Here is a 26,971-nt window from a genome sequence, read left to right as displayed (position 1 = left end):
GCGACGAACAACGATGCCAGGAGTATCCCCGCTGGTTGCACACCTACAATCACCACCGCGGCCACACAGCACTCGGCGGTCAACCACCAGCCAGCCGTGTACCTAACCTCTCAGGTCAGTACACCTAGCCGAACACGGTCGTGGTCGCCACCCTCAGAAGAGCGTGAACTGCTCTCCCGTGAGGGTGGCGTCCGTGAACGGCTCCAGATCCTTGCCCCCGACGACGCGGTCGAGCAGGGCCATGAAGTCCGCGTCCGACACCACCGAAATCCCCATGTCGAGAGCCTGAAAGCCCTTGCCCTGGTCGGGCGCGGGCAGGTCGCAGACCACCAACGACGTCTGCTGATCGACGGCCTCGGTGTAGGACAGGCCGGCGTGCAGGATGCGCTCGATGAGCTCCTCATAGGTGTGCGACACCTCAGCCGACAGCGCGACGCGCATGCCCTGAACCAGCGGGCGGCCCGCGACGAAACGGCCGGGGTTCTCGTACGGGCACGCCATGCGTGACGCCACCGCCTTCAGCGGTCGCAGTTCGTCGTGCGTCAGCTGCCCGTTGGGCCACGTGCGACGCGTCACCGGACGCACGGGCAGCCACGCCTTGCGATCGACAGCGCCCGCCAGCGCGGGCTTGAGGATCTGCGCGAGGACGAGCGCGTCGTCGAGCGCGTCGTGCGGCTTCATCTGGGTGACACCCCAGTGTGCCGCAAGGGTTTCCAAGCGCAGGTTGTCCACGCCGAGGCGCAGCCTGCGCGACAGTTCGACCGTGCACATCGCGCTGTCGATAGGCAGTTCCGCCCCGATCAGTTCGGCCTCGGCGGTCAGGAACGAGTAGTCGAACGCCACGTTGTGCGCGACCAGAGTACGGCCCCGCAGCACGTCGGCGACACGATCGACGACGTCGCCGAACGTCGGTTGGCCCGCCAGCATCTCGGCGGTCAGACCGTGCACGTGGGTGGGTCCCGGGTCGACGCCGGGATCCAGCAGCGACGAGAAACTCGCCTCGACATTGCCGTCGTCCCCCACGGCGAGCGCAGCGATGCTGACGATCCGAGCCTGACCGGGGCGGAAACCCGACGTCTCCACGTCGACGACCGCCCAGCCCTCGCCGGGCTCGTGTGCCGGCCGACCGTAGGTTTGGCTCACACACCTACTCCCGTCGCTCCGCTCGCCCCGTCGAATTTCAGGATGGCACGGTCCGCCGACAAGCCCGCCGCGGCGGAGCAGCGTGTCGCCTACTTAAAATGCGTGAATGGCGATCGGCGGGCAGCAGCGAAGCGACCGGGGAAGGTTGTCAGCTCGCGGTCGCATGGCGCTGGGCGCGGGTGCCGCTGCGCGCTGGGCCTCGCGGGTCACCGGCCGAGGCGCCGGGGCGATGATCGGCGGCCTGGTGTCGATGACGCTCGACAGGTCGATCCTGCGCCAGCTGGGTGCCGGTCGCCGGTCCGTGGTCGTGACCGGCACGAACGGCAAGTCGACCACCACGCGGATGACCGCGGCGGCGCTGGCCACCGTCGGTCCCGTCGCGACCAACGCCGAGGGCGCCAACATGGACGCGGGCCTCGTCGCCGCGCTCGCGGGGGCCCGGCAGGCCGAACTGGCCGCACTCGAAGTCGACGAGATGCACGTCCCGCACGTGTCCGACGCGGTCAACCCGTCGGTGATCGTGCTGCTCAACCTCTCGCGCGATCAACTCGACCGCGTCGGTGAGATCAACCACATCGAGCGCACCTTGCGGGCCGGTCTCGCCCGGCATCCGAACGCCGTCGTCGTCGCCAACTGCGACGACGTGCTGATGGCGTCGGCCGCCTACGACAGCCCCCACGTCGTGTGGGTCGCGGCGGGCGGCGGGTGGGCCAGCGACTCCGTCAGCTGCCCGCGCAGCGGCGAGATCATCGTGCGCGACGGAGTCGACTGGTACTCGACCGGAACCGACTTCAAGCGGCCCAGTCCGCAGTGGTGGTTCGACGACGAGAACGTCTACGGCCCAGACGGTTTGGTGCTGCCGATGACGCTCTCGCTGCCCGGCGCCGTTAACCGCGGCAACGCGGCGCAGGCGATCGCGGCGGCCGTGGCACTGGGCGCCGACCCCGCGAAAGCCGTCGCCGCGGTCTCGTCGGTCGACGAGGTCGCCGGCCGGTATCGCACCGTGCGGATCGGGAACCACACGGCACGCGTGCTGCTCGCCAAGAACCCGGCGGGCTGGCAGGAGGCGCTGTCGATGGTCGACAAGCACGGCGCGGGCGTCGTCATCTCGGTGAACGGCCAGGTGCCCGACGGCGAGGACCTGTCATGGCTGTGGGACGTGCGCTTCGAGCACTTCGGCGATACCCAGGTGGTGGCTGCCGGCGAACGCGGCACCGACCTCGCGGTGCGACTCGGGTACGCGGGCGTCGAGCACACCCTCGTGCACGACACCCTCGACGCCATCGCGTCGTGCCCGCCCGGCCACGTCGAGGTCATCGCGAACTACACGGCGTTCCTGCAACTGAATCGGCGGCTACCCCGGTGAGCGAATCCACGATCCGGATCGGACTCGTCCTTCCCGACGTGATGGGCACCTACGGCGACGGCGGCAACTCGGTCGTGCTCGCTCAGCGGTTGCGGCTGCGCGGCTTCGCCGCGGAGATCGTCGAGATCACGCTCGCGGATCCGGTGCCGGATTCACTGGACCTGTACACGCTCGGCGGCGCCGAGGATTACGCACAGCGGCTCGCCACCAAGCACCTGATCAAGTACCCCGGCCTGCAGCGCGCCGCCGAACGCGGGGCACCGGTGCTGGCCATCTGCGCGGCGATCCAGGTGCTCGGGCACTGGTACGAGACGTCCGCGGGTGAACGCGTCGACGGCGTCTCCATGCTGGACGTGACGACGTCGCCGCAGCCCGAGCGGACCATCGGCGAGGTGGTGTCGCAGCCGCTGCTCGACGGCCTGACCGAGAAGCTCACCGGTTTCGAGAATCACAGGGGCGGAACGGTTTTGGGCCCAGCCGCGAAGCCGCTCGCGAAGGTCGTCAGCGGCGCGGGCAATCGAGCGGGCGACGGGTACGACGGTGCGGTGCAGGGCAGCGTCGTCGCCACGTACCTGCACGGGCCGTGCCTCGCGAGGAACCCGCAGCTCGCCGATCACCTGCTGTCGCGCGTCGTCGGCGACCTCGCACCGCTGGACCTGCCCGAGGTCGATCGACTGCGCCGCGAACGCCTGGCGGCCCCGCGCCGCGTCTAGGTTGGGATTTCTACGCCAGATTGACCTGCACACTGTGGATGAAAAGTGCTGCCTGTCGGCCGATCACGCGAACCTCGAGCCATGCGAGGCCCATTCATCGGCAGTGAAGCGCTCAGTCGCGGCGACCTCACCCGCCACGAGCTCCAGCGCTGGTTCACCTGGCTGCTGCCGGACGTCTACATCGCGCGGGGCGTCATGCCGGACCTTCGCGACCGCATTCGTGCCGCGTGGCTGTGGTCGGGGCGCCGCGGTGTCATCGCCGGCGTGGCCGCCTCCGCGATGTACGGCGCGGACTGGGTCGACACCGAGACACCCATCGAGCTGATCTGGCGCAACGGTCGTCCGCCGAAGGGACTGATCGTCCGCAACGACACGTTGGCGCCCAATGAGGTCACGAAGATCGCGGGCATCCCCGTGACGACCCCAGCGCGTACCGCGTTCGACCTCGGTCGCCTCCGCTCCCGTGACGAGGCGGTCGCACGGATCGACGCACTGCTGTGGACCGTGCCCAGTGCACTGCACGAAGTCCAGTCGGTGATCGATCGCCACCCAGGGCTTCGAGGAGTCAAGCGACTTCCCATTGCGCTGGGCCTCGCCGACGGTGGCGCCCAGTCTCCTAAGGAGACCTGGCTCAGGCTGCTGTTCATCGACGCCGGATTGCCGAGACCGTCGACGCAGATCCGGGTCTACGACGGACGCCGACTGGTTCGAGTACTCGACATGGGTTGGGAGAAGTACAAAGTCGCCGCTGAATACGACGGAGACCAGCATCGCACCCGTAGGACCCAGTACGTCAAGGACATCAGGTCGAAGCGGGCGCTCGCGAGGCTCCGATGGGAGTCACTCAACGTGGTGAACGAGGACGCTCCCACCTTCATCGTCGACTGGGCCGCACGGACGCTCGCGGCACGCGGCTGGTGTCCCGGCGATCCAGATTGACGTGACGCAGAGGAAGTGCGAGAGGCCCCCGGCGTCAGCGCAATCTCGCGCCGAGGCTACAGGCCCAGGTCGCGCAGGAACTCCGGCTTGTACGCCTCGAGGATGACGTAGCTCGGGTCGGGGGCGGCCACCTCGGGGGCGTCATCGACGACGACGTGACCGTCACCGGGGTCCACCCACTGCTCCGCCGCGGCGTCCCACCGGCTCAGTGTGTACTCGGCGGTGACGTGATCGTCGGCCACCAGCGCGCGCACCGTGGCCTCCGCCTCCTGCGCATCGGCGAGGGTGTGCGTGTAGAGCTGGATGCGGTCGCCGTCGCGCGTCACGGTGACCCGCGATCCCAACCGCTTACGCGCGTCGTCGTCGATGCCGAGGGTGCGCAACCGCTCCCAGAACGAGAGGTGATCGTCGCCCAGTTCGACTTCGACTTTGAACTCGTCATCGGCCATGAGCGCCAACCTATGCCATCGCCCGGCGGCCGGCCAACGCCCTACCCAGCGTCAGCTCGTCGGCGAACTCGAGGTCGCCGCCCATCGGGAGCCCACTGGCGATCCGCGTCACGGACAGACCGGGGATGTCGCGTAGCATGCGCACCAGGTAGGTCGCGGTGGCTTCCCCCTCGGTGTTCGGATCCGTGGCGATGATGACCTCGGACACGTCGACGCCGTCCACCCGCTCGCCGATCCGGTTGAGCAGCTCGCGAATACGCAACTGCTCCGGCCCGATGCCACTCAGCGGATCGAGCGCACCGCCCAGCACGTGGTAGCGACCGCGGTACTCGCGGGTGCGCTCGACGGCCTGCACGTCCTTGGGCTCCTCGACGACGCACACCAGGGCCGCGTCCCGCCTCGGGTCACTGCAGATTCGGCACCGATCGTTGTCGCTGACGTTGCCGCAGACGTCGCAGAACTTGACCCCGTCGCGCACCTTGTTCAGCACGGCGGTCAGCCGGTCGATATCCGGCGGCTCCACGGAGAGCAGGTGAAAGGCGATGCGCTGCGCGCTCTTCGGGCCGATACCGGGCAGCTTGCCCAGTTCGTCGATGAGGTCCTGGACGGGTCCTTCGAACATCTACATCCCCGGCAGACCGAGGTCACCCAGGCCGCCTGCGAGCGGACCGAGCTTGGACTGCGCGAGGATGGTCACCTGCTTGGCGGCGTCGGACAGCGCGCCGAGGATCAGGTCCTGGAGGGTCTCGACGTCGTCGGGGTCGACGACCTTCGGGTCGATCCGCACGGCGACGATCTCACCGCTGCCCTTCGTCGTCACCTGAACCAGCCCGCCGCCCGCCTGCCCGTGCACCTCGGCGTTGGCCAGCGCCTCCTGCGCCTCCATCAGCTGCTGTTGCACCTGCTGCGCCTGCGCCAGTAGTGCCGACATGTCGGGCTGTTGACCGGGCTGCATGGCATGGTCCCCTTCGGTTTCAGAAGATTCAGGTCGCGTGTTGGTATCGATGTGGTTGCGCTCGTGCGCCGACGGGTCGTTTGACCTTCAACCCTAGTCGTCGGCGCGGCTAGCGTGGCGCCGTGCACGTACCAGCCTGCCTGCGTGTCGGCGCCGGGATCGCCGTCGGCGTGCTGATCGCCGTCTCCGCGCCGATAGCGCCCGCTCACGCCGCGAACATCGCGGGGATGATCGTCTTCCTCGACCCCGGCCACCAGGGCTCGAACGACCCCTCTGCGCTGTCCAAGCAGGTGACGACGGGCCGTGGCGGTACCAAGGACTGCCAGACCAGCGGCACGTCCGACGGCGGCGGTTACACCGAGCACGCCTTCAACTGGGAGACGGTGCTGCGCATCCGCCAGCAATTGACGGCGCTGGGCGTGCGCACGGCGATGTCCCGCGGCGACGACACCGGTCCGGGTCCGTGCGTCGACGAGCGCGCCGCCATGGCCAACGCGCTCAAGCCCGACGCCATCGTGTCGATTCACGCCGACGGCGGGCCCGCCACCGGCCGGGGGTTCCACGTCAACTACTCGGATCCGCCGCTGAACGACGTGCAGGCGGGTCCCTCGGTGCAGTTCGCCCGGATCATGCGTGACCAACTGCAGGCGGCGGGCATCCCGCCAGCCAACTACATCGGCCAGGGCGGGCTGTATCCACGCTCCGACCTGACGGGGCTCAACCTCGCTCAGTACCCGTCGATACTCGTCGAGCTGGGGAACATGAAGAACCCCGCCGACGACGCTCTCATGACGTCAGCCGAAGGCAGGCAGAAGTACGCCGAGGCCGTTGTGCGCGGCATCGCGGGCTATCTCGGTACGCGGCCCCCGCGCACGGCCTGATTAGCTCTCGAGTTCCCTCTTCAGGTTGTCGAGCACCTCGGCCTGGATCTTGCGCAGGCCCAGCGGCGCGAACGTCTTCTCGAAGAAACCGCCGATACCGCCCGCACCCTGCCACGACGTCTTGACGGTGACGGTGGAACCGGTGCCCGCGGGGGCGACGGTCCAGTTGGTCACCATCGACGAGTTCGCGTCCTTCTCGATGACGGTCTTGCCCGCGACGTCGACCGAGGCCTTGACGTCCCGCGAGCGCGACTTGGTGGCCTGCAGCTTCCACGCGGCGACGGTGCCCGCGCCCTCCCCGCCCTCGAGCACCTGGTAGCCGCTGTAGTGCGAGGAGAGGATCTTCGGCCGAACGGTCCGGTAATCGGCGACGGCGGTGAGCACGGCGTCGGGTTCGGCGTTGATCAAGACGGTGCTGGACGCACTGACCTGTCCCATCGGTGAGGCTCCTGACTGAATGCTGTGTGCGGCACGACACCGCCCGGTCCTGTCGCATCGGCTGCGACCTCGGACTAGCGTATATGTGTGGCTGCTGATGCGATTGACACGCAGGCCGCCCACGCAGCAGGCGTTGAGCGGCTCCGTTCGAGTTACCGTGCCATCCCGGCGAACGCGACGGTCCGACTGGCCAAGCCCACGTCGAACCTGTTTCGGACCAGGGCCGCGTCCACCGCCAAGGGGCTGGACACCTCGGGCCTGACGGGCGTCATCGCCGTCGACGCCGATGCTCGAACCGCCGACGTGGCGGGCATGTGCACCTACGAGGATCTGGTCGCGGCGACGCTGCCCTACGGCCTGTCCCCACTCGTGGTGCCTCAGCTCAAGACGATCACCCTCGGCGGCGCCGTCACCGGCCTCGGCATCGAGTCGGCGTCGTTCCGCAACGGTCTGCCGCACGAGTCGGTGCTCGAACTCGACATCCTCACCGGTACCGGCGAGCTCGTCACCGCCAGTCGCGACAACCACTCCGATCTCTTTCGAGCTTTCCCCAATTCCTATGGCACGCTCGGCTACTCGGTGCGCCTGAAGATCGAGCTGGAACCGGTCAAGCCCTTCGTCGCGCTCAAGCACCTGCGCTTCCACAGCCTGACGGACCTGGTCGCGGAGATGGACCGGATCATCGAGACCGGCGGCCACGGCGGCGTCCCGGTCGACTACCTCGACGGGGTCGTGTTCAGCGCCGACGAGAGCTACCTGTGCCTGGGTGTGCGCACGTCGACCCCCGGTCCGGTCAGCGACTACACCGGACAGGACATCTACTACCGGTCGATCCAGCACGATGACGGCGAGAAGCACGATCGCCTCACCATCAGCGACTACCTGTGGCGGTGGGACACCGACTGGTTCTGGTGCTCGCGGGCCTTCGGTGCGCAGCATCCCGTCATCCGGCGACTCTGGCCGCGGCGTCTGCGGCGCAGCAGCTTCTACTGGAAGCTCATCGGCTACGACCAGCGGTTCGACATCGCCGACCGCCTGGAGAAACGCGCCGGGCGGCCGCCGCTCGAGCGGGTGGTGCAGGACATCGAGGTCCCCCTCGGTCGCACGGCGGAGTTCGTCGACTGGTTCCTCGAGAACGTGCCGATCGAACCCATCTGGTTGTGTCCGCTGCGGTTGCGCGACGAGGCGGGCTGGCCGCTGTATCCCATCGCGCCGCATCAGACCTACGTCAACATCGGCTTCTGGTCATCGGTACCCGTGGGGCCGGAGGAAGGACACACCAACAGGCTCATCGAACGCAAGGTCAGCGAGCTCGACGGCCACAAGTCGCTGTACTCGGATGCCTACTACTCGCACGAGGAGTTCGATCAGCTCTACGGCGGCGAGAACTACAAGACGGTGAAGAAGGCCTACGATCCCGATTCACGGCTGCTTGACCTCTATGCGAAGGCGGTGCAACGAAAGTGACGACCTACAAACCCGATTCCGATCGGACGACGGGGAAGCTCACCCTGGCGCAGATTCTCGAGATCTTCGCCGCGGGCCAGACGCCCATGAAGTTCACCGCGTACGACGGCAGTTCCGCCGGGCCCGCCGACGCCGCACTCGGACTGGATCTGCGCACGCCACGCGGCACCACCTACCTGGCCACGGCGCCGGGTGAACTCGGAATGGCACGTGCCTACGTCTCGGGCGACGTCGAGATGCAGGGCGTTCATCCCGGCGACCCGTACGACCTGCTGGTCGCGCTCGGCGACAAGTTGGATTTCAAGCGTCCGCCCGCCCGCGTGCTCGCGAACATCGTCCGATCGATCGGTTTCGAGCACCTCAAGCCGATCGCACCGCCTCCGCAGGAGGCCCTGCCGCGCTGGCGCCGCATCGCGGAAGGACTGCGGCACAGCAAGACTCGCGACGCCGAGGCGATTCACCACCACTACGACGTGTCGAACAAGTTCTACGAGTGGGTGCTCGGCCCGTCGATGACCTACACGTGCGCTACATACCCCGAGGCGGACGCCTCCCTCGAGGAGGCCCAGGACAACAAGTACCGCCTGGTGTTCGACAAGCTGCGGCTGCAGCCCGGCGACCGGCTACTCGACGTGGGCTGCGGCTGGGGCGGCATGGTGCGGTACGCCGCGCGGCACGGCGTGAAGGCCATCGGAGTGACGCTGTCGACGCAGCAGGCCGAGTGGGCTCAGCGCGCCATCCAGGAACAGGGGCTCTCCGACCTCGCCGAGGTCCGGCACAGCGACTACCGCGACGTGCGGGAGTCCGGGTTCGACGCGGTGTCGTCGATCGGCTTGACCGAACACATCGGCGTGCAGAACTACCCCGCGTACTTCCGGTTCCTGAAGTCCAAGATGCGCGTCGGCGCACTGCTTCTCAACCACTGCATCACCCGGCCGGAGAACCGTACGGCGGCCGCAGCGGACGCGTTCATCGACCGCTACGTCTTCCCCGACGGAGAACTGACCGGATCGGGCCGCATCATCACCGAGGCGCAGAACGTGGGCCTCGAGGTGCTGCACGAGGAGAACCTCCGGCACCACTACGCCCTGACGCTGCGGGACTGGTGCCGCAACCTGGTCGAGCACTGGGACGAGGCGGTCGCGGAGGTCGGGTTGCCGACCGCCAAGGTGTGGGGCCTGTACATGGCCGGCTCGCGCGTCGGCTTCGAGACGAACGTCGTTCAGCTGCACCAGGTTCTGGCCGTCAAACTGGACGAGAAGGGTGGCGACGGCGGCCTGCCGTTGCGCCCGTGGTGGACGCCGTAGTCGGATCGTAGATCGCGCAACTCGCACCGCCTGAGCGCTTGACGGAGTACATCGCCGCGTCGGCGTGACCGATCAGATCGTCGATCGAGAAGTGCGGTGTCGCTGTGGTGTCGGCCGCCACACCCACACTCGCAGCGAGTGCGAGGCCGTCGAAGTCGACGCGGGTGAGTGGCGTGAGCCGCTGGATGAAGTCCGCGATGTCGGCCCGAACGCTCAGTATGGAAACGAGAACCAGCTCGTCGCCGCCGATTCGGGCGCACACGTCATCAGGGTCTGCCACGGAGCGCAGTCGCTGCGCCATCGCGTTCAGGGCGGCGTCGCCCACCGAGTGTCCCGCAGTGTCGTTCAGCAGCTTGAAGCCGTCCATGTCACACACTGCGACGGCGACGGTGACGGGTGCTTCCGCTCGCTTGATCAGAAGGTTCACCGCGGAGTGCATGCCCCGCCGGTTCCGCAGACCTGTGAGGGGATCGAAGTGCGCTGACCGCGCTGTTCTGCGGATCGCTCGCCTGCCGATGTCGATCAACACCATGCCCCCGAGAGGGACGACCACCACCCAGGCCAGCGCTGGGGCGTAGTACACGTACAGGCCGAAGACGCTGTGGCCGTCGACCATCACCGCCCATGCCGTGATCGCTGCGATAGTGGCGAACCCGAAGCCGCAGTGCATCAGGGTGATCCGCCAGCCGAGTATGAACGCGGCGAAGATGCCGACCAGGCCCAGGTACAGCGTGGTGCTCAGGCGCGCTTCCACTGTGGACGTGGTGGCGGCCGCGATGACCACCGAGCAGTCCGCCCAGACGACGAAGCCCACCGCGCGGCCGTAGGTGGGCCACGGTGACCGCAGCCACAGCGCCGATACGATCAGCGCCGAGACCGTGACCGCACCCTGCACGATCCTCGCGACTACACCGTGCGGACCGAGTGGATGCAGTTGGCTCACGACGCCCAGGACGAAGAGCCCGAGACACGCCCACCCGATGAACGTCGTGAACGCGCGCATCAGACGGCCTTCTCGCAGCGCCGCCGTGGCGAACACGTATTCGCTTGACGCCACCACCTACCCCGGCGGGCAATCGAGAACACGGACCATGGCTACCGATTATACGAACAGCAGCTAATACCGGAACCGCCGAGAACCCGCTAAGCGCCCTCGACCTTGCGGGCGCCCAACTCGGTCTGCAGTAATTCGAGCGCGACCTCCTCGGGATCGCGCCTGGGCGCAGCGGAGTCCACACTCTCGGCGGCCTCGGCGAGCATGCTGTCCTCGTCGTCGGGTTCCGGCGCCGCGGGCGTCGGGGCCGCGTCAGGGGCGCCCACCTCGTAGCGCACCCGCCACTGCAGACCGAGGGCGTCCTTCAGAGCGTCCTGAATGAAGCCGATGTTCTGTTGCTCGCCAAGCCTTTTCGCGAGGTTCGCCGATTCGTGCGAGAGCACCAGCGTGGTTCCGTCGACCGCACTGACCATCGCGCCGGCGAGCATCGCCGACATGGTGCGGCTGCGCTCGCGGACCTTGTCCATCACCGTGGACCACTGCCGCCTGATGGCCGCTGCATCGGGTACCGCGGCTCCCGGATCCGACGGTGGCGCCTCGACGGCGGGCTCCGGCGCGGGCGCGGGCTCCTGCTCGGGCTCCGCGACGACCGGTTCCTCGACGGGTGGCGGGGTGGGCTGGGGTTCGGGCTGCGGCACCGCCGCAGCCGGGGGTGCCTGCGGCGGGGTGAGGACGGGGGGCGGAGGCAGCGGCGCCGCGGTCCTGGGTGGCGGCGCAGGGGCCGGGTCGGGCCTGGCGGTACCGCCGCCCTGCGACTTGCGGACGAACCGCGAAGCCGGATCGGCTGAGGCGGGGGAAGCGGACGGCGACGAGGCGGCCGGAGCCGCCGCCACCGGTGCCGACTTCGTCACCACCGGCGGCGCCTCGCCCGACGGGGTGCCCATCGACAGTCTGGTCTCGATGCGCTCGATCCGTTGCAGCAGAGCCGATTCCGTGTCGCTCGCCGATGGCAGCAGCAGGCGTGCACAGACCACCTCGAGCAGCAGTCGCGGTGCCGTGGCGCCGCGCATCTCGCCCAACCCGGCGTGCACCACCTCGGCGTAGCGCGCCAGCGTCCCCGTGCCCAGCCGGGCGGCCTGGTCGCGCATGCGCTCCAACACGTCGTCGGGGGCGTCGACCACACCGCGGGTGGCGGCGTCCGGAACAGCCTGGAGCACGATGAGGTCGCGGAACCGCTCGAGCAGGTCGGTCGCGAACCGGCGCGGGTCGTGGCCCGCGTCGATCACCGATTCCACGGCGCCGAACAGACCCGCCGCGTCGCCTACCGCCAGCGCGTCGACCGCGTCGTCGATGAGCGCGAGATCCGTCGCGCCGAGCAGGCTCAGCGCCCGCGAGTACTCGACCCGGCCGCCGTCCGATCCGGCGAGCAACTGGTCGAGCACCGAGAGCGTGTCGCGCGGTGACCCGCCCCCGGCCCTGATCACCAGCGGGTAGACGGTCTCCTCGACGGTGACGCCCTCGTCGGCGCAGATGCGCTCGAGCAGCCCGCGCATGTACTTGGGTGCGAGCAGCCGGAAGGGGTAGTGATGCGTGCGCGACCTGATGGTCGGCAGTACCTTCTCGGGCTCCGTCGTCGCGAACACGAAGATGAGGTGCTCCGGCGGCTCCTCGACGATCTTCAGCAGCGCGTTGAAGCCCGCGGTGGTGACCATGTGCGCTTCGTCGATGATGAAGATGCGATAGCGCGACTGGGCCGGCGCGTAGAACGCTCGATCCCGAAGCTCCCTGGTGTCGTCGACGCCACCGTGGCTCGCCGCGTCCAGTTCGGTGACGTCGACGTTGCCGGGGCCGCTCGGCCCGAGTGCGACGCACGAGTCGCACACCCCGCACGGCGTCGCGGTCGGCCCCTGCTCGCAGTTGAGCGAGCGGGCCAGGATGCGCGCCGAGGACGTCTTACCGCAGCCGCGCGGCCCCGAGAACAGGTAGGCGTGGTTGATGCGGCCCGATTCCAGCGCCGTCGACAGCGGCTCGGTGACGTGCTCCTGGCCGACCACTTCGGCGAACGACGCCGGCCGGTACTTGCGGTAGAGAGCCACGGAAGCAGGCTACGCGGGTGATCCGACTACTTGTCGGCCAGCAGCGACTCGGTCGCCGCCAGGAGCGCACACGTCGAGAGGCCGTCGATCGCCTCGCGCAGGTCGGACTCCGGCGGGAACGACGGAGCGATGCGGATGTTCTTGTCGTCCGGGTCTTTTCGGTACGGGAACGCGGCACCGGCTTCGGTGACGGCGATACCCGCGTCCTTGGCGAGTGCGATCGTGCGGCGAGCGGTGCCCGGCCACACGTCGAGGCTGACGAAGTAGCCGCCCTTGGGGTCCGTCCACGACGCGATCTTCGACTCGCCGAGCCGGTCCTCGAGGATCTCGGCGACGAGGGCGAACTTCGGCGCGAGCAACTGCTGATGCCGCTGCATCTGCAGCCGCACGCCGTCGGCGTCGCCGAAGAACCGCAGGTGCCGCAATTGGTTGACCTTGTCGGGCCCGATGGTCTTCTTACCGGCGTGCTGCAGGTACCACGCGATGTTGCCGAGGGAGCCGCCGAAGAACGAGACACCCGCCCCCGCGAAGGTGATCTTCGACGTCGAGGCGAACACGAGCGGCCGGTTGGGGTTGCCCGCGGCGTTCGCGAGCCCGATCACGTCGACCTGCGGGAGGAAGTCGCGCGTCAAGGTGTGCACCATGTACGCGTTGTCCCAGAAGAGCCTGAAATCGCTTGCCGCGGTGCGCATCTGCACCAGCCGACGCACCTTCTCCCAGGAGTACGTGGTGCCGGTCGGGTTGCAGAACATCGGGACGCACCACATGCCCTTGATCGCGGGATCGGCGGCGACGAGCTCCTCGATGAGATCGACGTCCGGCCCGTCCTCCTGTAGCGCGACGGGAATCATCTCGATGCCGTAGCTCTCGGTGATCGCGAAGTGGCGGTCGTATCCCGGCGACGGGCAGAGGAACTTCACGCCGGGTTCCCGAATCCAGGGCCGGGGCGAATCGGGCGTGCCGTGCAGCAGGGCGAACACGACCGAGTCGTGCATCATCTCGAGGCTCGCGTTGTTGCCGGCGATCAGGTTGGGCACGGGAATGCCGAGCAGCTCGCCGAAGATCGCGCGCAGCTCCGGCAGACCGTGCAAGCCGCCGTAGTTCCGGGTGTCGGTGCCGTCCCCGTCGCGGTAGTCGTCGCCCGGTAGGCGCAGCAGCTGGTTCGAGAGGTCGAGCTGGGCGGCCGACGGCTTACCCCTGGTCAGGTCGAGGCCCAGCTTCTTGGCCTGCAGATCGGCGTAGTCGCGCTGCTGCTTTTCGTGCTGCGTCTGCAGCTCGTCACGGCCGAGGGACTGAAACGACACAGTGGGCCTTTCGAAGTAGGCCGGGACAAGAAAGGGGACCCCGCGCACCCGCCAGAGCCCGTTGACCCTTGCTGCCTTCCGGCCCTGGGGGAGTTCACAGGATGGACGCCGCGCGGGGTCCGAGTGACGAGTGTAGTCCCCCTCGCGCTAGCGGCTCGTGGGGCGTGCCCTCGGCTTCGGCTACCATTGCCCGCGGAGGATTCGCCTAGTGGCCTATGGCGCTCGCCTGGAACGCGGGTTGGGTTAACAGCCCTCAGGGGTTCAAATCCCCTATCCTCCGCACTCGATTCGGAGTGCGACCCGGACGTGCTTCGGGTCGCACTCCGAATCATGAGAAGCGCACCCGGACTCGAGGAGGAGTATGCGGCGCTGGATCGCGATCGCGTGGCATGCATCGTTCCTTGTTCTTGCGGCAGTGCTGTACTTCCTGTTCGTCCTACCCCGCTGGTTCGAGCTGACGGGGGCGTGGCCGGTCGGTCTCGGCACTCCCCTGCGCATCGTGTGCGGCGTCCTCATCGGACTCGCGGCGCTGCCCGTCGCCTTCACGCTCATCCACACCCGCAAGCCCGAGTTCGGCACTCCCCAACTGGCGCTGTCGATGCGATTCTGGTCCGTTGCGCTGCACGTGCTGGCCGGTGTGCTCATCGTCGGTGCCGCGGTGGCCGAGATCTGGCTCAGCCTGGACGCGGCGGGCCAGTGGTTGTTCGGCGTGTACGGCGCCGCCGCCGCTATCGCGGTCCTCGGCGCACTCGGCTTCTACCTCGCGTACGTGGCCGAACAGGCCCCGCCGCCGCCCAAACCCCTCAAGCCCAAGAAGCCGAAGACCCGACGCGGGCGCGGCAAGGCGGCTGCGGCCGACGAGACGGCCGAGACCGCCGAGACCGAGACGGCCGAGACCGACGAGACCGCCGAGACCGAGTCTTCCGACACCGAGGCCGCCGAGACGGACGACGCCGACAGCGCGGACACCGAGGTCGCCGGCGAGCCCGTCAGCCTGAACAAGCCCGCCGACCCGGACGACCAGGACGACACCGCCGACTCCGCCGAGCCGGCGGGTGACACCCCCGAACCCGAGGCGGACGACGAGGCCTCCGGCAGGCTGCGCAATCGCAGGCCGGGAGGGAAGCGGCCACGCCGCTTCGGGCGAGGTCGGGGCGGCGTCGCAGTCGACGAGTAACGTCACGGCGCGATTCTTCGACAGCCAGCGTAATCACAGGAAGAATTGGGTATAGCGCTCCGCTGTTTCCGGAAGGTCGTGCATGGGCAGGTTCCACTCCCGATGGCGGGTCATCACCGCGGTCGCCGTCGGTTCGACTCTCGCCCTGCTCACGCCCACGGCCGCCCATGCGGTCCCGGTGGACATGTCAGGGGCGATCGCCCAGGTGGAACCGGCCGTCGCGCGTCTCGACACCACGATCGACTACCAGCACGCCATCGGCGCGGGGACGGGCATCGTGCTTGAGCCCGGCGGCGTGGTGCTGACGAACTTCCACGTCGTTCAGGGCGCCGACACCATCACCGCCACCGTCGGCGGCGTACCGTTCACCGCGGATCTGGTCGGTTACGACCGCAAGCGCGACGTCGCGGTGCTCCAGCTGCGCGGCGGCGGCGGCCTGCCGGTGGCGGCGATCGGTGACTCGGGGACGCTGAACCCCGGTGACCCGGTGGTCGCCCTGGGTAACGCCAGCGGTTCTGGCAGCCCGCTCACGCAGGAGGCGGGCGAGGTCGTCGGCTTCGGCCGCACGATCAGCGCCAAGGACGAGCTCACGGGCTCGACGACCGAGATGACCGGACTGATCGAGTTCGCGGCGCCGGTGCGCGCCGGCGACTCGGGCGGGCCGCTGGTCAACGCGGCCGGCCAGGTCGTGGGTGTGACCACGGCGGCCACCGTCAACTTCCGGATGGGCCCCGGCGGGGCCGGCTTCGCGATCCCGATCAACGAGGCCATGGCGATTGCGGGTCAGATCCGTTCGCTGCAGCCGTCGGCGTCCGTCCACATCGGACGGCCCACACTGCTCGGTGTCGGCGTCAGCGCGCGAGAACAGCAGTCCGACCTTCCCGGCGTCATCATTCACGAGGTTCTCATCGGCGGGCCTGCTCAGCAGGCGGGCATGCGCGACGGTGACGTCCTGCTGTCGATCGACGGCGTTCAACTGAACTCCGCCAACGCGCTCACCGACGTACTCGACCGCTACTACCCCGGCGACGTCGTCGACCTCGTCTGGATCGACCGCGCTGGTCAGCAGCTGACTGGAAAAGCCGCACTCGCATCCTGACGGCTTGACTGGACACGGTTGTGCCCAAATTGTGAGATTCATCGAAGATTGCTGTAAATGACGGTGCTCTCCAGTTCGTACCTCGGGTTGCACCATCCCGACCGGCCGAAATTATCGTCGACGTCAAGCGATGGGCGTTCGAGGCACCCTATCGGCCTTTGCCGTCAGCAAACTCCAACCCTTTGCTGTGCCCCTGAGCTGGGAGTTAACGCTCCTGGTGGTGCTTGTTTCGGGGTGTGAGCGGCGCTACATTGCATTCAACGTTAAGACGAACGGCAGGGGGCCGCGCCGTGCTTGGGATGCTAGTAACCATCTACTTCAGTGGATGGGTGGTTGCCACAACTGTGGTATTCGTGGCTGGCAACCGCCTATGCGAACCGGGACTGCCAGTCAGCTACCGTTTCGCGCTCAGCGTGGTCGCCGGTTCCATCTGGCCGCTACTTCTGATCGGCGCGGTTGAGTACACGTCGGTGGCGATGTACTCCAGCGCCGAGCAGTTGGCCAGCGTGAAAGGCCCGGCGTTTCGTTTCCACGACATGGACGCCGAGCAAACAGATGGTGACGTCGTTCCGATCCGCTGAGCGCAACTCTTAGCCCGACTCGCCATCACCGTCAGCTACCCCGTCACCGGATTGCCATCGGCATCCCAGTTCTCGGCCACTTTCTTGCTGGGCTGCACCCTGGGCGGTTCACCGGGCATCTTCGGGTAACTCGGCGGATACGGCAGGTCGGCCAGCCCGCGATCCTCGTCCGCGGCCACCATCTCCAGGAGCGGCTCGATCGAGTGGGCCGTCTCGTCGATCGCCGCCCACGGGTCCTCCCGCTCGGCGACGATGCCGGGCACCGTGGCGATCGTGAAGTCATCGGGATCGGCGTCGGCCAGGTCCTCCCAGGACAACGGCATGGAGACCGTGGCGATCTGCGTGCGGCGCGCGGAGTACGCAGACGCGAACGTCCGATCGCGCGCGTTCTGGTTGTAGTCGATGAACAAGCGCTCGCCGCGCTCCTCCTTCCACCACGACGTCGTCACCCGATCCGGCGCCCGGCGCTCCACCTCGCGGGCCAGCGCGATGCCCGCCCTGCGGACGGCGACGAAGTCCCAGTCCGGTCTGATGCGGACGAACACGTGCACGCCTCGGCCACCGGACGTCTTGGGGTAGCCCGCGATTCCGAGCTCGTCGAGAATCGGCTTGAGGACGTCGACGGCGATGGCGCTGGCGTCCCTGAAATCGGTACCCGGCTGCGGATCCAGGTCGATGCGCAGTTCGTCGGGGTGTTCGGTGTCGGGGCAGCGCACCTGCCACGGGTGCAGCGTCACCGTTCCCATCTGCGCGGCCCAGGCGATGGCCGACGGGTGCGTCACCTTCAGCGCGTCGGCGGTGCGGCCCGACGGGAACGTGACCGTGCAGGTCTCGAGGTAGTCGGGGTGCTTCTGCGGCACCCGCTTCTGATAGATCTCCTCGCCGTCGATCCCGTCGGGGAAGCGCTGCAGGTGAACCGGCCTGTCCCGCAACAGCTTCACCATGTGATCGGCCACCGCGAGGTAGTAGTCGAACAGCACGCCCTTGGTGCCGTTGGCGCCGAGCTTCGGAAAGTACGGCTTGTCGCGGTTGGTCAGCCGCACCAGGACCCCGTCGACGTCGATCTCCTCGGCCTTGCTCGCCGCCATCAGTTGCCCTCCAGCACGTCGGATAGGTCGTAGTTCAGAGGCACGTCCAGTTGCGCGAACGTGCAACTGGACGGTTCCCGGTCGGGCCGCCATCGCACGAACTTCACCGCGTGCCGAAAGCGCTGCCCGTGCGTGGAATTACCCTCCATCTGGTCGTACGCCACCTCGGCGACCTTCTCCGGCCGAATCGGTATCCAGCGCTTATCGGCGGCGGAGTTCCACCGGCTCGGGTCACCGTCACGCACCTCGCCCTCGCGCAGCGGTTCCAGCTCCGCGAGCAGCTTCGTGCGGTCCTTCACGCTGAAAGACGCTGCACCGCCGACCATCTGGAGCTCTCCGTCGTCGCGGTAGAGGCCGAGCAGCAGTGATCCGATGCCCTCACCGCTCTTGTGGATGCGGTACCCCATGGCGACACAGTCGGCGTCGCGGGCGTGCTTGACCTTGATCATGTCCCGCTTGCCGGGCAGATACCGTCCGTCGAGCCTCTTGGCTATCACCCCGTCGAGGCCGGCTCCCTCGAAGGTCGTGAGCCACTCCGCGCCGAGGGCCGAATCCTCCGTCGTGCGCGTGACGTGACACCAATCCCGTTCGGCCACCGACTCCTTCAGCACCTCGCGACGCACCCGGAACGGCTCGTCGAGTAGCGAGCGGTCACCGGTGGACAGCGCGTCGAACCCGATGAAGTGGGCGGGCGTCTGCTCGGCGAGAAGCCTCACCCGGCTGTCGGCGGGATGAATGCGCTGACTCAGCGACTCCCAGTCCAACCGAACCCGGCCGTCGACGTCCCTCGGCACCACGACCTCGCCGTCGAGGACACACCGGCCGACCAGTTCCGCGCGCACCGACTCCACCAGCTCCGGAAAGTACCGGCCCAGATCCTTGCCGCTGCGCGACAGCAGCACGACCTCGTCGCCGTCCCGGAACACCAGCGCGCGTCTAGTTGACTGAACTTCGGCGAGCCTTCCGATGGCGTGGCTGCAGGGGGCGGAGGATCCGGTTATGGGTGAGGTGGGTCGGGTGGAGTCGGCGCCGAGCGGGTTGCCGTGGCGGGTGATCTTCCCCGATGCCGAACATCTCGGGGCGACATCATACCTTCGCGAACTGGCGGCGTCGGATTGCAGTCCACTCACAGTTCGAAGTTACGCGTTCGACCTTCTGCGGTGGTTCCGATTCCTACATGACCGCCTCATCAGTTGGGAGCGAGCAGAGCGCGTAGACGTCCGCGCGTTCGTCGAGCACTTGCGGGCGGCGCCCAATCCGCAGCGTCTTCGCCGACGTCCGGATGGGCCGCCGCCAGGGTCGGTGAACGCGGTGACCGGCAAGGCGGAGTTGTCCACCAAGTACGCGCCGCGCACCATCAACCATCAGCTGTCGGTGATGTTCGGGTTTTATGAACACGCCTGTGCTGCCGATCTGGGTCCGCTGGTGAATCCCGTTCCTGCACAACGTGCCAGGCAGGGGGGTCGACCTCATGCGCACCACAACCCGATGGAAGATTTTACGATCTTTCGGCGCGCCAACTATCGGCAGAAAACCCCGCGGCCGGTGTGGCGGGCGATCCCCGATGACGCTGTTGCAGCGCTGTTCAACGCGCTGCGCAGCCACCGCGATCGAGCGCTGGTGAGTTTCTATCTGTCCTCGGGAGTGCGGGCATCGGAGTTGTTGGGTTTGCGTCACGGCGATCTGGATGCTGGCCGCTACACAATCACGGTCACCAGTAAGGGCAGCCGCATGCGGGAGACGGTCCCGGCGTCGGTGGACTCGTTCGTGTGGTTGGCGTTGTACCTGTCCGAGCAGCCACCGATGGAGCCGGGTGGTCCGGTGTGGTGGACCCGACGCTCGCGGCCAGCGCCGCTGAACTATCACGCGATGCGCGCGGTGCTGCGCCGCGCCAACGCCAGCTTGGGGGCGAACTGGTCGTTGCACGACTTCCGCCACACTGCCGCCGCGCGGATGCTTGCCGATCCTGCGTTCACGCTGGTCGACGTGCAGACCGTGCTGCGGCATGCCAGCGTGACGACCACTCAGATCTACACCCAGCCTCGGCTGGAAGATCTGATCGGCAAGGTCCTTGAGCATCACGCCCGACCGAAGATCGAAGCATCGACGATCGAACCTGCCTACGACGCCGCGGCGGTCCGTGAACTGTTAGGGCTACCGAATTGAGCGCTGAGGACACCCGGTCACCGCAACGCCAGCAAGCCGCCGCGACGCGGCGGGCGATGAGCCCACAGGTCCAGCTGCTGTCACGGCCTGATTCACCGCATCTACAAGCGCTCCCAGCAGACAGCCGGTTCGGCCCCGCCGGCCTGGCCCGGCCCCTGTGGGGCTACGACGCCAACCACGCGCCCCCAACGCCGCCAGAGGGCGCCCGCGGTGTGACGATGCAGCATCTCACCATCACCGAGTTGTGCGACGTCGTAACCGAGCGCCACCGGACGCTGCCACCCCAGCAGCTTCAGCCGATGATTCGGGGAACGCAGGCCCTGCTGGGTGTCCTGGCTCAATATTCAGGGCAGACGTGGGAGGAGCGGTGGCTGGCCAGCGGTTACGACGCCGCGCCGCGCACCTGGTTCGAGCATGATGCGTTGCCGCACTACGACCACTGGTCACCCACGCTTAAGGCCCTCAATGCGCTACTGCGCGTACGCGCACTGCGGCCGTCCTACAGTTGGCTGTTGGATTCCAAGCAGCGGGTAGCCCTCGGCAGGTTCCTCGACAGCAATGGCGGGCCGGACTTGGAACGGTTGCGTAGGCTGCCCGCCTACCGGGACGCGGTGCCCAAGTACCAGGCCGACGCCGAAAAGGCATTGGCGCGGGTGATGATCCGCACCGGGAAGAACATCGGACAACTGTGCGGCGACGATCTGCTGTTCTACGCCGACGTGGTGCGCACCTCGGGGCGACAGCGCCGCGAACACCTCATCTGGGAGCTGCTGGTCGCCCTGGGGCCCTTGGCCGAGGAGGCGCCTACGCTGCGGGCGACGTGGTCGGCGCGGGGCAACACACGCCAGCACAGCGCTGCGACGCTAGTCGATCGGTACGGCATCCCCGCCTCAGGAGTGCGCGACCTCCTCGTGGGCTACCTCGAGGAGCTACAGCCCAACATGGACTACAGCTCGTTGGAGGGACTTGCCTACCGCCTGGCCCGGTTGTTCTGGTGGGAGATCCTGCAGATCAATCCGGACCAAAAGGACCTGGCGATCTCGGCCGAGGTGGTGACGGCGTGGCGGGAACGGTTGGCGATGACCCTCGACGGCCGCCCGCGACGCGAAGTGCACTCGATCCTGTTCGCCATCCGCGGCATGTACCGCGACCTGGCCGAATGGTCGCACGACGACCCCGTCCGCTGGGGTGTCTGGGTTGCTCCGTGCCCGGTACCGCGAGCGCTCAGTCGCGCGGCGGCCAAGCAGAAACGCCGCCAGAAAGCCTCCATGCAGGATCGCACCCGCATGCTGACCCCACTTCTGCCGGTACTCCTGGCTGCGGCTACCGCGCACAAGGACCGCACCGCGGCGCTGCTGCAGCGTGCAGTGGCATGCACGCACGACCAGGAGTTCGTCGTTGACGGCTTCACGTTTCTGCGGCACTGTCCACCTCTGCGGCGCGACGGCGACGCCCGGGCGCGGATCTGGGTGCACCTCGCTCCCGGACAGCAGCGGCCGGGATGGATCCGGGGCAGTGCCCAGCGCATCGACGTGACCGCCCTGGAAGAGGAGGGATTCTGGGGTTGGGCGGTCGTGGAGACGTTGCGTCACACCGGTATTCGCATCGAAGAGTTACTCGAACTGACTCAGCTGTCGCTGCGGCACTACACCGCCTCCACCACCGCCACTCTGGTGCCGTTGCTCCACATCGTGCCGTCCAAGACCGACTGCGAAAGACTCATCCCAATGACCCCAGAACTTGTCGGGGTGCTGCTACAGGTACTGCGCCGCGCCAAGGCCGGCAAGGACCACGTGCCGCTGTCGATCGCCTACGACACCAACGACAAGGTGCACAGCGAACCGTTTCCGCACCTTTTCGCACGCCCGCTGGGCACCCGCCACGAAGTGCTGGGACGGCACTACGTGCGCCAGATCCTGATCCACCTCGCCACGGTCGCCGGATTGACCGATGCCGGTCGATCAGTGCACTTCACTCCGCACGACTTCCGCCGACTGTTCGCCACCGACGCGGTCAATAACGGGCTGCCGCTGCACATCGCCGCGGCGTTGCTCGGGCATCTCAACCTCGACACCACCCGCGGCTACACGGCGGTGTTCCCGGAGCACATCGTCACCGCCCACCAAGCGTACATCGAGCGGCGCCGCCAACTGCGACCATCCGAGGAGGCCAAGGTCGCCGACGATGACGAGTGGGCCGACTTCGAAGAGCACTTCCTGCTGCGCCGCGTTGCCCTCGGCGAGTGCCACCGCCCCTACGGCACACCCTGCGTGCACGAGCACGCTTGCACGCGATGCCGGTTCCTGCGCGTTGACCCCGCCCAGCTGGGCCGCATCAACGAAATGACCGAGAACGCTGAGGAACGCCTCATCGAGGCGAAGGACCGCGCATGGCTCGGCGAGGTCGCCGCGTTGGAGGAAAGCATCAAGCATCTTCGTATCCGAAAATCCGAAGCGCAGCAACGACTTTCACACGGCAGCAATCCGTTCGCCGAGCAGAGACCACAATGAGACTATGAAGCTACCCGTCATGCCGCCGGTCTCGCCGATGTTGGCCAAGTCGGTGCCGACCATCCCTGCCGATGCCTCCTACGAACCGAAGTGGGATGGCTTCCGGTCGATCTGCTTCCGTGACGGCGAGGAGGTCGAGCTGGGCAGTCGCAACGAGCGACCCTTGACCCGATACTTCCCTGAACTGGTCACAGCGATCAAGACCGAACTACCGCAACGCTGCGTGATTGATGGCGAGATCATCATCGCCACAGACCACGGCCTTGACTTCGAGGCGCTGCAACAACGCATCCACCCGGCCGATTCGCGAGTGCGGATGCTCGCCCAACAGACCCCCGCGTCCTTCGTAGCGTTCGATCTACTCGCCCTAGGCGATGAGGACTACACCAGGAGACCGTTCACCGAACGACGCGCTGCACTCGTCGCGGCGTTGGCCGACTCCGGGCCCTCGGTTCACGTCACACCAGCGACCACCGATCCCACGACCGCCCGACGGTGGTTCGAGGAGTTCGAGGGGGCCGGCCTCGACGGGGTGGTCGCTAAACCGTTGACGGTGACCTATCAGCCCGACAAGCGGGTCATGTTCAAGATCAAGCACCAGCGGACCGCCGACTGCGTCGTCGCCGGCTACCGTGTGCACAAGTCCAGCGACGAAGCGATCGGCTCGCTGCTGCTTGGGCTCTATACCGACGACGGCACCCTCGCCTCGGTGGGTGTGATTGGTGCGTTCCCGATGGCCAAGCGGCGGCAGTTGTTCAGCGAAATGCAGTCGCTGGTAACCAGTTTCGATGACCATCCTTGGAACTGGGCAGCCCATGAAGCGGGTGACCGCACGCCGCGCAAGAACGAAACCTCGCGTTGGAACGCTGGCAAGGATCTTTCGTTCGTTCCGCTGCGGCCTGAGAGGGTGGTCGAGGTGCGCTATGACCACATGGAAGGCGACCGGTTCCGCCACACCGCCCAGTTCAACCGCTGGCGGCCCGACCGCGACCCACGGTCATGCACCTACGCCCAACTCGAACAACCGCTGACCTTCAGCTTGGGCGACATCGTCCCTGGGCTGGCCACCTAGCGATCGCCAACACCCGAAAGGGATCCGCGTACACCACGAGTTCCATCCTGCCGACGCTCACGATCCCGTCGTCGCCTTCGGCGTTGCGCCCGACTAGATCATCGCTGAGGTGCTCACACTCTGCGGGGAATTCGTCAGTCAACCCAGCCCGGCCGTTCACCCAGACGTCGATCGATTCCTGATCCAGCGTGGCGTGTGTCAGCGTGGACATCGTAGCGCTGGGCTTCGAGGGTCTGCACGCTTGGACAAGTCGCGTCGACCGCGTGGACCAGTGCGCAGCGTGCCCGAACACCGCGGCGGTGCACCCTGGCAGCGAATGCGAGTGGCAGCCCGAATAGCCGAGGAGATGGGATCAGCGCCGGTCAGCCGGGGTGGCTGCTATGGGCCACACCTCGGGGATTGAGCTGTGCAGGCGCTGCTGAGCGAGCTGGTGCAGCATCTGGGGTAAGGCACCGGGTGGCACCTGCCCGTCGAGGTCGGCGACCGCGTGCAGCACGGTGCCGGCCACCTGCCTCTTTGGCAGGATCCCGTCGAATTCTGCCATCAGCCGTTGGGCGACACTGTCCACCGACTCCAAGTCGTTCGAATATGTGGTCATCTTTTCCTTCCTATTGAGCCGGATGTTCTTCCTCCATCTTGACCGCAGAACGCGCAAACCGTCCTGACGGTTACTGGTCAACGCGATGCCGCCGCGGCCACCGTCGTCTCGGGCGGCGGGGTCGGCCTCCAAGACGAATCCAGCCGCTTAAGCAATCCACTCCGCAGCCCACCGCGACGCCGACGACGTGCTGAAGTCGGGACAGTTCGGTCGAATTGGTGCCTCGTCATTTCTGTGTCACCGGTTCGAGGCGCAACTCGACTAACGGCAGCGCGGTGTTGATCTCACTGATTCCGCTGCCGAGGGTTGCCTCGATCACGGACTTGAACCGTGGCCACGCGCGCGGATGTCGACGGGTGTATGCGGCGAGCGCGTCGTCTGCTTCGTGCTGCTCGAGGACCCGCGCGGTGGCAGGGACCGGCGCGTTGCTGCGGATGTAGACCCGCACCCGCGGGTTGGCCTTGACGTTGCGGAACCATTGCGCTTGCTCGCCGAAACCGGAAGGGACGACGAAGGTATCGGGCGTGGGATGGTCGAAGGCCTCCAGCACGACATAGCGGGGTGCACCGGATTTGCGCCCGATGTGTTCGAGCATCAGCATTCGTGCGCCGAGTAGTGCCCCGGCTCGGGCTTTGTATATCCAGACCGGAGCGCGCACGAGCCGGCGGGATCGCAGTAGGCGCGCGCCACCGTTTGCGACCGTGCCGGCGAGGTTTGTGAACACGGTGTGCCTCCATTTCATTGGGTGGGTAGACAACTCGTCAGGGCCCCCTTGGTGGTCCCGCTGCGAGCGTCTTTCCCGCACAACCCAATTGCCATACCATCGACCAGCAGATCGGCCCTCGACGCGGATAGGCCCTGCCCGCTGGGATACCGACATTGTTCCCGGACGACGGGTGTCACTTTGACTGCCTGCACGCTAGATCCTCCTAACATTCACTGACGCTATGGTGCGCTGAGCGCCGAAAGTCCCATCCTGGTCAGCCATCCGCAGTCAGGTGGACCGCGACCCGATCGTGACTTCCACCTGTTGACGCTGATCACCGCGAACGAAGACCAGGGCAACCTGCTGGCCGGGTCGTGTCTGGCGCAACGCGCTCAACAAATCCTCGACGCTGCCGACCGACTGACCAGCCAATTCCACGATGACATCGCCCGACTTGACACCCGCGCGGGCGGCGGGTGCGTCGTCGTCGACCAAGAGTGCGACGGCGCCGCGATCGACCTGGACGTCGAGTCGCTGTTGTATCGGGTCGGTCAGTCGTCCGGCGGAAACACCCAAGTAGGGGTGCGTGGCCGTGCCGTCGGCCAACAGTTGCTCGGCCACGTCCAGCACGGTGGCGGTGGGTATCGCGAACCCGATGGATACCGCTCCGGCCGCGGGCGGAATGTAGGCCTCGTTGATGCCGACCACCCGCCCCTGCGTATCCAGCAGCGCGCCGCCGGAGTTGCCCGGTGAAATCGAGGCGTCGGTTTGAATGAGGTCAACCAGTGAGTACGTCTGCACGGCCGATCCCGGAACATCGCGGTGCAGCCCGGAAATGATGCCGGCGCTCACCGAGTTCTGAAACCCTAACGGGCTGCCGATGGCCAGGACCCGTTCGCCTGGTCGCGGGAGATCCTCGCGGAACTCCGCTACCGGTAGATCACCACGCTCGGTGCGCACCACCGCGACATCGGTCACCTCGTCGGTGCCGACCACCTCCCCGGGCGATCGTGTGCCGTCGGCGAGAACGATGGAGACCTTGCGTTGTTGACCGACCACGTGGGCGTTGGTGACGACGACGTCGGGCCGCAACACCACACCACTGCCCTGACCACCGTCGGTCAGCACGGTAACGACGCTGGGGCTAACCCGTTCGACCACCTCGACATAGCCGGGCGCAGCCGACGACTCCTCGGCCACCGCAGTGGTCGTGACGGTTGGGCTCCTGCTCGACGGGTCGCTGGCCTGATCCGGCGGATTGGCGCACGCGGACAACACGAGCGTCACCGCGACCGCTACCACCGGGATTCCGGCGCGCCTGGTCTGCGCTTCGGCCGTCATCCGGCTTCTCGCTGCAAAGGCGCAATGTCGTCCGCGTCGAGCAACTGGCGGGCACGTTCGACCACGGCAGCATCCGCGATGACGTCATAGTGCCGGGGCCGCAGCGCGCTGGAGGCTTGGAAGTCGCGGCGACCGCCCCGCAACGCGTGAAGCATGAGACCCACCGCGGCGCCCACCGCGGCGCCGAACACGACTCCGTACAGGGCCAGGACGAGCCCTGTGATAATGGGTTGGAGCAGGTCGAACAGACCTAAGGCCCAGCCGATCAAGGCGCCCGCCAGCGCGCCGGCGGCCGCGCCTCGCGCGGCGGCGACGCCGTAGGTCAGCCGGCCGTTGACCTCTTCGACGAATTGCAAATCCGATCCGATGATGGCGATTCGTTCAATGTCGAACGGCTGACTGGCGAGTCGGTCGACCGCATGCTCCGCATCGCGGTACTGGGTGAAACTGGTGACAACCTGTCGTGGGGGCTCCTGCGCCGGCACCGTCGAAGCCGCCTGCGCTGCTTGTTCAACCATTACCTTCTCCTTTCGCGTCCCTCGTGTCCCGTCGTTCTGTTGTTTAGCCGTCTGTGTCTCAAC

Annotated in this window: 26 protein-coding genes, 1 tRNA gene, 1 other RNA gene and 1 pseudogene; 14 read left to right on the top strand and 15 right to left on the bottom strand. The window is 67.3% G+C overall.

Going from position 1 to position 26,971, the window contains the following annotated elements; translation table 11 throughout:
- A pseudogene (locus NM203_RS27735) lies at positions 1-128 on the top strand (IS481 family transposase); the annotation flags it as partial.
- 25 nt (positions 129-153) lie between these two features.
- On the opposite strand, the gene NM203_RS27730 reads toward NM203_RS27735, so the two are convergent.
- The gene (locus tag NM203_RS27730) at positions 154-1,143 is read right to left on the bottom strand and encodes a DEDDh family exonuclease (RefSeq protein WP_255063805.1); all 990 of its coding nucleotides are present in this window, start codon (positions 1,141-1,143) and stop codon (positions 154-156) included.
- Positions 1,144-1,249: 106 nt separating this feature from the next.
- Here NM203_RS27730 and NM203_RS27725 point away from each other — a divergent pair, with 106 nt between their 5' ends.
- The 3 genes from NM203_RS27725 to NM203_RS27715 all read left to right on the top strand — a co-directional run bounded on the left by NM203_RS27725 (position 1,250) and on the right by NM203_RS27715 (position 4,161).
- Positions 1,250-2,509 (top strand): Mur ligase family protein, encoded by a 1,260-nt coding sequence (locus NM203_RS27725; protein ID WP_255063804.1) that lies wholly within the window; start codon positions 1,250-1,252, stop codon positions 2,507-2,509.
- Positions 2,506-3,222, top strand: coding sequence for a type 1 glutamine amidotransferase (locus NM203_RS27720; protein ID WP_255063803.1), 717 nt, complete (start codon positions 2,506-2,508; stop codon positions 3,220-3,222). The genes NM203_RS27725 and NM203_RS27720 overlap by 4 nt, the downstream gene beginning before the upstream one ends.
- Positions 3,223-3,303: 81 nt before the next feature.
- Positions 3,304-4,161 (top strand): type IV toxin-antitoxin system AbiEi family antitoxin, encoded by an 858-nt coding sequence (locus tag NM203_RS27715; RefSeq protein ID WP_255063802.1) that lies wholly within the window; start codon positions 3,304-3,306, stop codon positions 4,159-4,161.
- Positions 4,162-4,217: 56 nt separating this feature from the next.
- On the opposite strand, the gene NM203_RS27710 is transcribed toward NM203_RS27715, so the two are convergent.
- The 3 genes from NM203_RS27710 to NM203_RS27700 are packed head-to-tail and all read right to left on the bottom strand — an operon-like array spanning position 4,218 to position 5,565.
- Positions 4,218-4,610: a hypothetical protein gene (locus NM203_RS27710; protein WP_255063801.1), complete on the bottom strand. Its 393-nt coding sequence runs from the start codon at positions 4,608-4,610 to the stop codon at positions 4,218-4,220.
- Between the two features lie 10 nt (positions 4,611-4,620).
- Positions 4,621-5,232 carry a recombination mediator RecR gene (gene recR, locus NM203_RS27705; RefSeq protein WP_255063800.1) on the bottom strand — a complete coding sequence of 204 codons (612 nt, stop codon included), beginning with the start codon at positions 5,230-5,232 and terminating at the stop codon, positions 4,621-4,623.
- The gene (locus NM203_RS27700) at positions 5,233-5,565 is read right to left on the bottom strand and encodes a YbaB/EbfC family nucleoid-associated protein (protein WP_255063799.1); all 333 of its coding nucleotides are present in this window, start codon (positions 5,563-5,565) and stop codon (positions 5,233-5,235) included.
- A gap of 122 nt (positions 5,566-5,687) precedes the next feature.
- Between NM203_RS27700 and NM203_RS27695 the strand changes: the two genes are divergently transcribed.
- Complete coding sequence (locus NM203_RS27695; RefSeq protein ID WP_255063798.1) at positions 5,688-6,446, top strand: Rv3717 family N-acetylmuramoyl-L-alanine amidase; 759 nt, start codon at positions 5,688-5,690, stop codon at positions 6,444-6,446.
- On the opposite strand, the gene NM203_RS27690 is transcribed toward NM203_RS27695, so the two are convergent.
- A complete protein-coding gene (locus NM203_RS27690) occupies positions 6,447-6,884 on the bottom strand; it encodes an SRPBCC family protein (protein ID WP_255063797.1) in 438 nt (145 codons plus the stop codon). It abuts the gene before it with no gap.
- Between the two features lie 87 nt (positions 6,885-6,971).
- Between NM203_RS27690 and NM203_RS27685 the strand changes: the two genes are divergently transcribed.
- Together NM203_RS27685 and NM203_RS27680 are read left to right on the top strand one after the other, a co-directional pair.
- Positions 6,972-8,351, top strand: a complete 1,380-nt coding sequence (locus NM203_RS27685) for an FAD-binding oxidoreductase (RefSeq protein ID WP_255063796.1) — start codon at positions 6,972-6,974, stop codon at positions 8,349-8,351.
- Entirely contained in the window at positions 8,348-9,658 is a 1,311-nt protein-coding gene (locus NM203_RS27680; RefSeq protein WP_255063795.1) for a class I SAM-dependent methyltransferase, read from the top strand. Before NM203_RS27685 ends, NM203_RS27680 begins: the two co-directional genes overlap by 4 nt.
- Here NM203_RS27680 and NM203_RS33400 read toward each other — a convergent pair.
- From NM203_RS33400 to ffs, 4 genes are all read right to left on the bottom strand, one after another.
- Positions 9,597-10,715 carry a GGDEF domain-containing protein gene (locus NM203_RS33400; RefSeq protein WP_255063794.1) on the bottom strand — a complete coding sequence of 373 codons (1,119 nt, stop codon included), beginning with the start codon at positions 10,713-10,715 and terminating at the stop codon, positions 9,597-9,599. The two genes, NM203_RS27680 and NM203_RS33400, sit on opposite strands and share 62 nt — an antisense overlap.
- 86 nt (positions 10,716-10,801) lie before the next feature.
- Positions 10,802-12,748 (bottom strand): DNA polymerase III subunits gamma/tau, encoded by a 1,947-nt coding sequence (locus NM203_RS27670; protein ID WP_255063793.1) that lies wholly within the window; start codon positions 12,746-12,748, stop codon positions 10,802-10,804.
- A 26-nt stretch (positions 12,749-12,774) separates the two neighbouring features.
- Positions 12,775-14,052: an aspartate aminotransferase type Ic gene (locus NM203_RS27665; protein WP_255063792.1), complete on the bottom strand. Its 1,278-nt coding sequence runs from the start codon at positions 14,050-14,052 to the stop codon at positions 12,775-12,777.
- A 28-nt stretch (positions 14,053-14,080) separates the two neighbouring features.
- Positions 14,081-14,177, bottom strand: an RNA gene (gene ffs / locus NM203_RS27660) — signal recognition particle sRNA small type.
- A 69-nt stretch (positions 14,178-14,246) separates the two neighbouring features.
- Here ffs and NM203_RS27655 point away from each other — a divergent pair.
- The 4 genes from NM203_RS27655 (at position 14,247) to NM203_RS27640 (ending at position 16,909) form a co-directional block, all read left to right on the top strand.
- Positions 14,247-14,332: transfer RNA gene (locus tag NM203_RS27655), tRNA-Ser, on the top strand.
- A gap of 81 nt (positions 14,333-14,413) precedes the next feature.
- Positions 14,414-15,229 (top strand): lipid uptake coordinator LucA, encoded by an 816-nt coding sequence (locus NM203_RS27650; RefSeq protein ID WP_255063791.1) that lies wholly within the window; start codon positions 14,414-14,416, stop codon positions 15,227-15,229.
- An 82-nt stretch (positions 15,230-15,311) separates the two neighbouring features.
- Positions 15,312-16,328: a S1C family serine protease gene (locus NM203_RS27645; protein WP_255063790.1), complete on the top strand. Its 1,017-nt coding sequence runs from the start codon at positions 15,312-15,314 to the stop codon at positions 16,326-16,328.
- Positions 16,329-16,681: 353 nt separating this feature from the next.
- Entirely contained in the window at positions 16,682-16,909 is a 228-nt protein-coding gene (locus NM203_RS27640; RefSeq protein ID WP_255063789.1) for a hypothetical protein, read from the top strand.
- 35 nt (positions 16,910-16,944) lie between these two features.
- Here NM203_RS27640 and ligD read toward each other — a convergent pair whose 3' ends face one another.
- A complete protein-coding gene (gene ligD, locus NM203_RS27635; RefSeq protein WP_255063788.1) occupies positions 16,945-17,997 on the bottom strand; it encodes a non-homologous end-joining DNA ligase in 1,053 nt (350 codons plus the stop codon).
- Entirely contained in the window at positions 17,997-19,052 is a 1,056-nt protein-coding gene (locus NM203_RS27630) for an ATP-dependent DNA ligase (protein ID WP_456299319.1), read from the bottom strand. The genes ligD and NM203_RS27630 overlap by 1 nt, the downstream gene beginning before the upstream one ends.
- Between NM203_RS27630 and NM203_RS27625 the strand changes: the two genes are divergently transcribed.
- From NM203_RS27625 to NM203_RS27615, 3 genes are read left to right on the top strand one after another with little or no spacing between them, the layout of a single operon-like run.
- Positions 18,997-20,163, top strand: a complete 1,167-nt coding sequence (locus NM203_RS27625) for a tyrosine-type recombinase/integrase (RefSeq protein WP_255063787.1) — start codon at positions 18,997-18,999, stop codon at positions 20,161-20,163. The genes NM203_RS27630 and NM203_RS27625 overlap by 56 nt on opposite strands.
- A gap of 56 nt (positions 20,164-20,219) precedes the next feature.
- Entirely contained in the window at positions 20,220-22,673 is a 2,454-nt protein-coding gene (locus NM203_RS27620) for a tyrosine-type recombinase/integrase (RefSeq protein ID WP_255063786.1), read from the top strand.
- Between the two features lie 4 nt (positions 22,674-22,677).
- Entirely contained in the window at positions 22,678-23,745 is a 1,068-nt protein-coding gene (locus NM203_RS27615) for an ATP-dependent DNA ligase (RefSeq protein ID WP_255063785.1), read from the top strand.
- Between the two features lie 352 nt (positions 23,746-24,097).
- Here the strand turns inward: NM203_RS27615 and NM203_RS27610 are convergent, their stop codons facing one another.
- From NM203_RS27610 to NM203_RS27595, 4 genes are all read right to left on the bottom strand, one after another.
- On the bottom strand, positions 24,098-24,343 hold the full coding sequence (locus NM203_RS27610) for a hypothetical protein (RefSeq protein ID WP_255063784.1): 246 nt from the start codon (positions 24,341-24,343) through the stop codon (positions 24,098-24,100).
- A gap of 226 nt (positions 24,344-24,569) precedes the next feature.
- Positions 24,570-25,085 carry a nitroreductase family deazaflavin-dependent oxidoreductase gene (locus tag NM203_RS27605; protein ID WP_255063827.1) on the bottom strand — a complete coding sequence of 172 codons (516 nt, stop codon included), beginning with the start codon at positions 25,083-25,085 and terminating at the stop codon, positions 24,570-24,572.
- Between the two features lie 252 nt (positions 25,086-25,337).
- On the bottom strand, positions 25,338-26,390 hold the full coding sequence (locus NM203_RS27600; protein WP_255063783.1) for a S1C family serine protease: 1,053 nt from the start codon (positions 26,388-26,390) through the stop codon (positions 25,338-25,340).
- Positions 26,387-26,908, bottom strand: a complete 522-nt coding sequence (locus tag NM203_RS27595; RefSeq protein WP_255063782.1) for a general stress protein — start codon at positions 26,906-26,908, stop codon at positions 26,387-26,389. Before NM203_RS27595 ends, NM203_RS27600 begins: the two co-directional genes overlap by 4 nt.
- Positions 26,909-26,971: the final 63 nt, after the last annotated feature.

The sequence above is a fragment of the Mycolicibacterium arenosum genome (assembly GCF_024320865.1).
GTDB classification, from domain to species: domain Bacteria; phylum Actinomycetota; class Actinomycetes; order Mycobacteriales; family Mycobacteriaceae; genus Mycobacterium; species Mycobacterium arenosum.
Note: the sequence above shows the minus strand (reverse complement) of the source record. Positions and strands in the feature narration are given on the sequence as shown.

Coding starts and splice junctions, on each gene's coding strand:
- NM203_RS27725 (WP_255063804.1), top strand. CDS start 1,250: ATGGCGATCGGCGGGCAGCAGCGAAGCGACCGGGGAAGGTTGTCAGCT.
- NM203_RS27715 (WP_255063802.1), top strand. CDS start 3,304: ATGCGAGGCCCATTCATCGGCAGTGAAGCGCTCAGTCGCGGCGACCTC.
- NM203_RS27710 (WP_255063801.1), bottom strand. CDS start 4,610: ATGGCCGATGACGAGTTCAAAGTCGAAGTCGAACTGGGCGACGATCAC.
- recR (WP_255063800.1), bottom strand. CDS start 5,232: ATGTTCGAAGGACCCGTCCAGGACCTCATCGACGAACTGGGCAAGCTG.
- NM203_RS27700 (WP_255063799.1), bottom strand. CDS start 5,565: ATGCAGCCCGGTCAACAGCCCGACATGTCGGCACTACTGGCGCAGGCG.
- NM203_RS27690 (WP_255063797.1), bottom strand. CDS start 6,884: ATGGGACAGGTCAGTGCGTCCAGCACCGTCTTGATCAACGCCGAACCC.
- NM203_RS27650 (WP_255063791.1), top strand. CDS start 14,414: ATGCGGCGCTGGATCGCGATCGCGTGGCATGCATCGTTCCTTGTTCTT.
- NM203_RS27645 (WP_255063790.1), top strand. CDS start 15,312: ATGGGCAGGTTCCACTCCCGATGGCGGGTCATCACCGCGGTCGCCGTC.
- ligD (WP_255063788.1), bottom strand. CDS start 17,997: ATGGCGGCGAGCAAGGCCGAGGAGATCGACGTCGACGGGGTCCTGGTG.
- NM203_RS27625 (WP_255063787.1), top strand. CDS start 18,997: ATGGGTGAGGTGGGTCGGGTGGAGTCGGCGCCGAGCGGGTTGCCGTGG.
- NM203_RS27620 (WP_255063786.1), top strand. CDS start 20,220: ATGAGCCCACAGGTCCAGCTGCTGTCACGGCCTGATTCACCGCATCTA.
- NM203_RS27615 (WP_255063785.1), top strand. CDS start 22,678: ATGAAGCTACCCGTCATGCCGCCGGTCTCGCCGATGTTGGCCAAGTCG.
- NM203_RS27610 (WP_255063784.1), bottom strand. CDS start 24,343: ATGACCACATATTCGAACGACTTGGAGTCGGTGGACAGTGTCGCCCAA.
- NM203_RS27605 (WP_255063827.1), bottom strand. CDS start 25,085: ATGAAATGGAGGCACACCGTGTTCACAAACCTCGCCGGCACGGTCGCA.
- NM203_RS27600 (WP_255063783.1), bottom strand. CDS start 26,390: ATGACGGCCGAAGCGCAGACCAGGCGCGCCGGAATCCCGGTGGTAGCG.
- NM203_RS27595 (WP_255063782.1), bottom strand. CDS start 26,908: ATGGTTGAACAAGCAGCGCAGGCGGCTTCGACGGTGCCGGCGCAGGAG.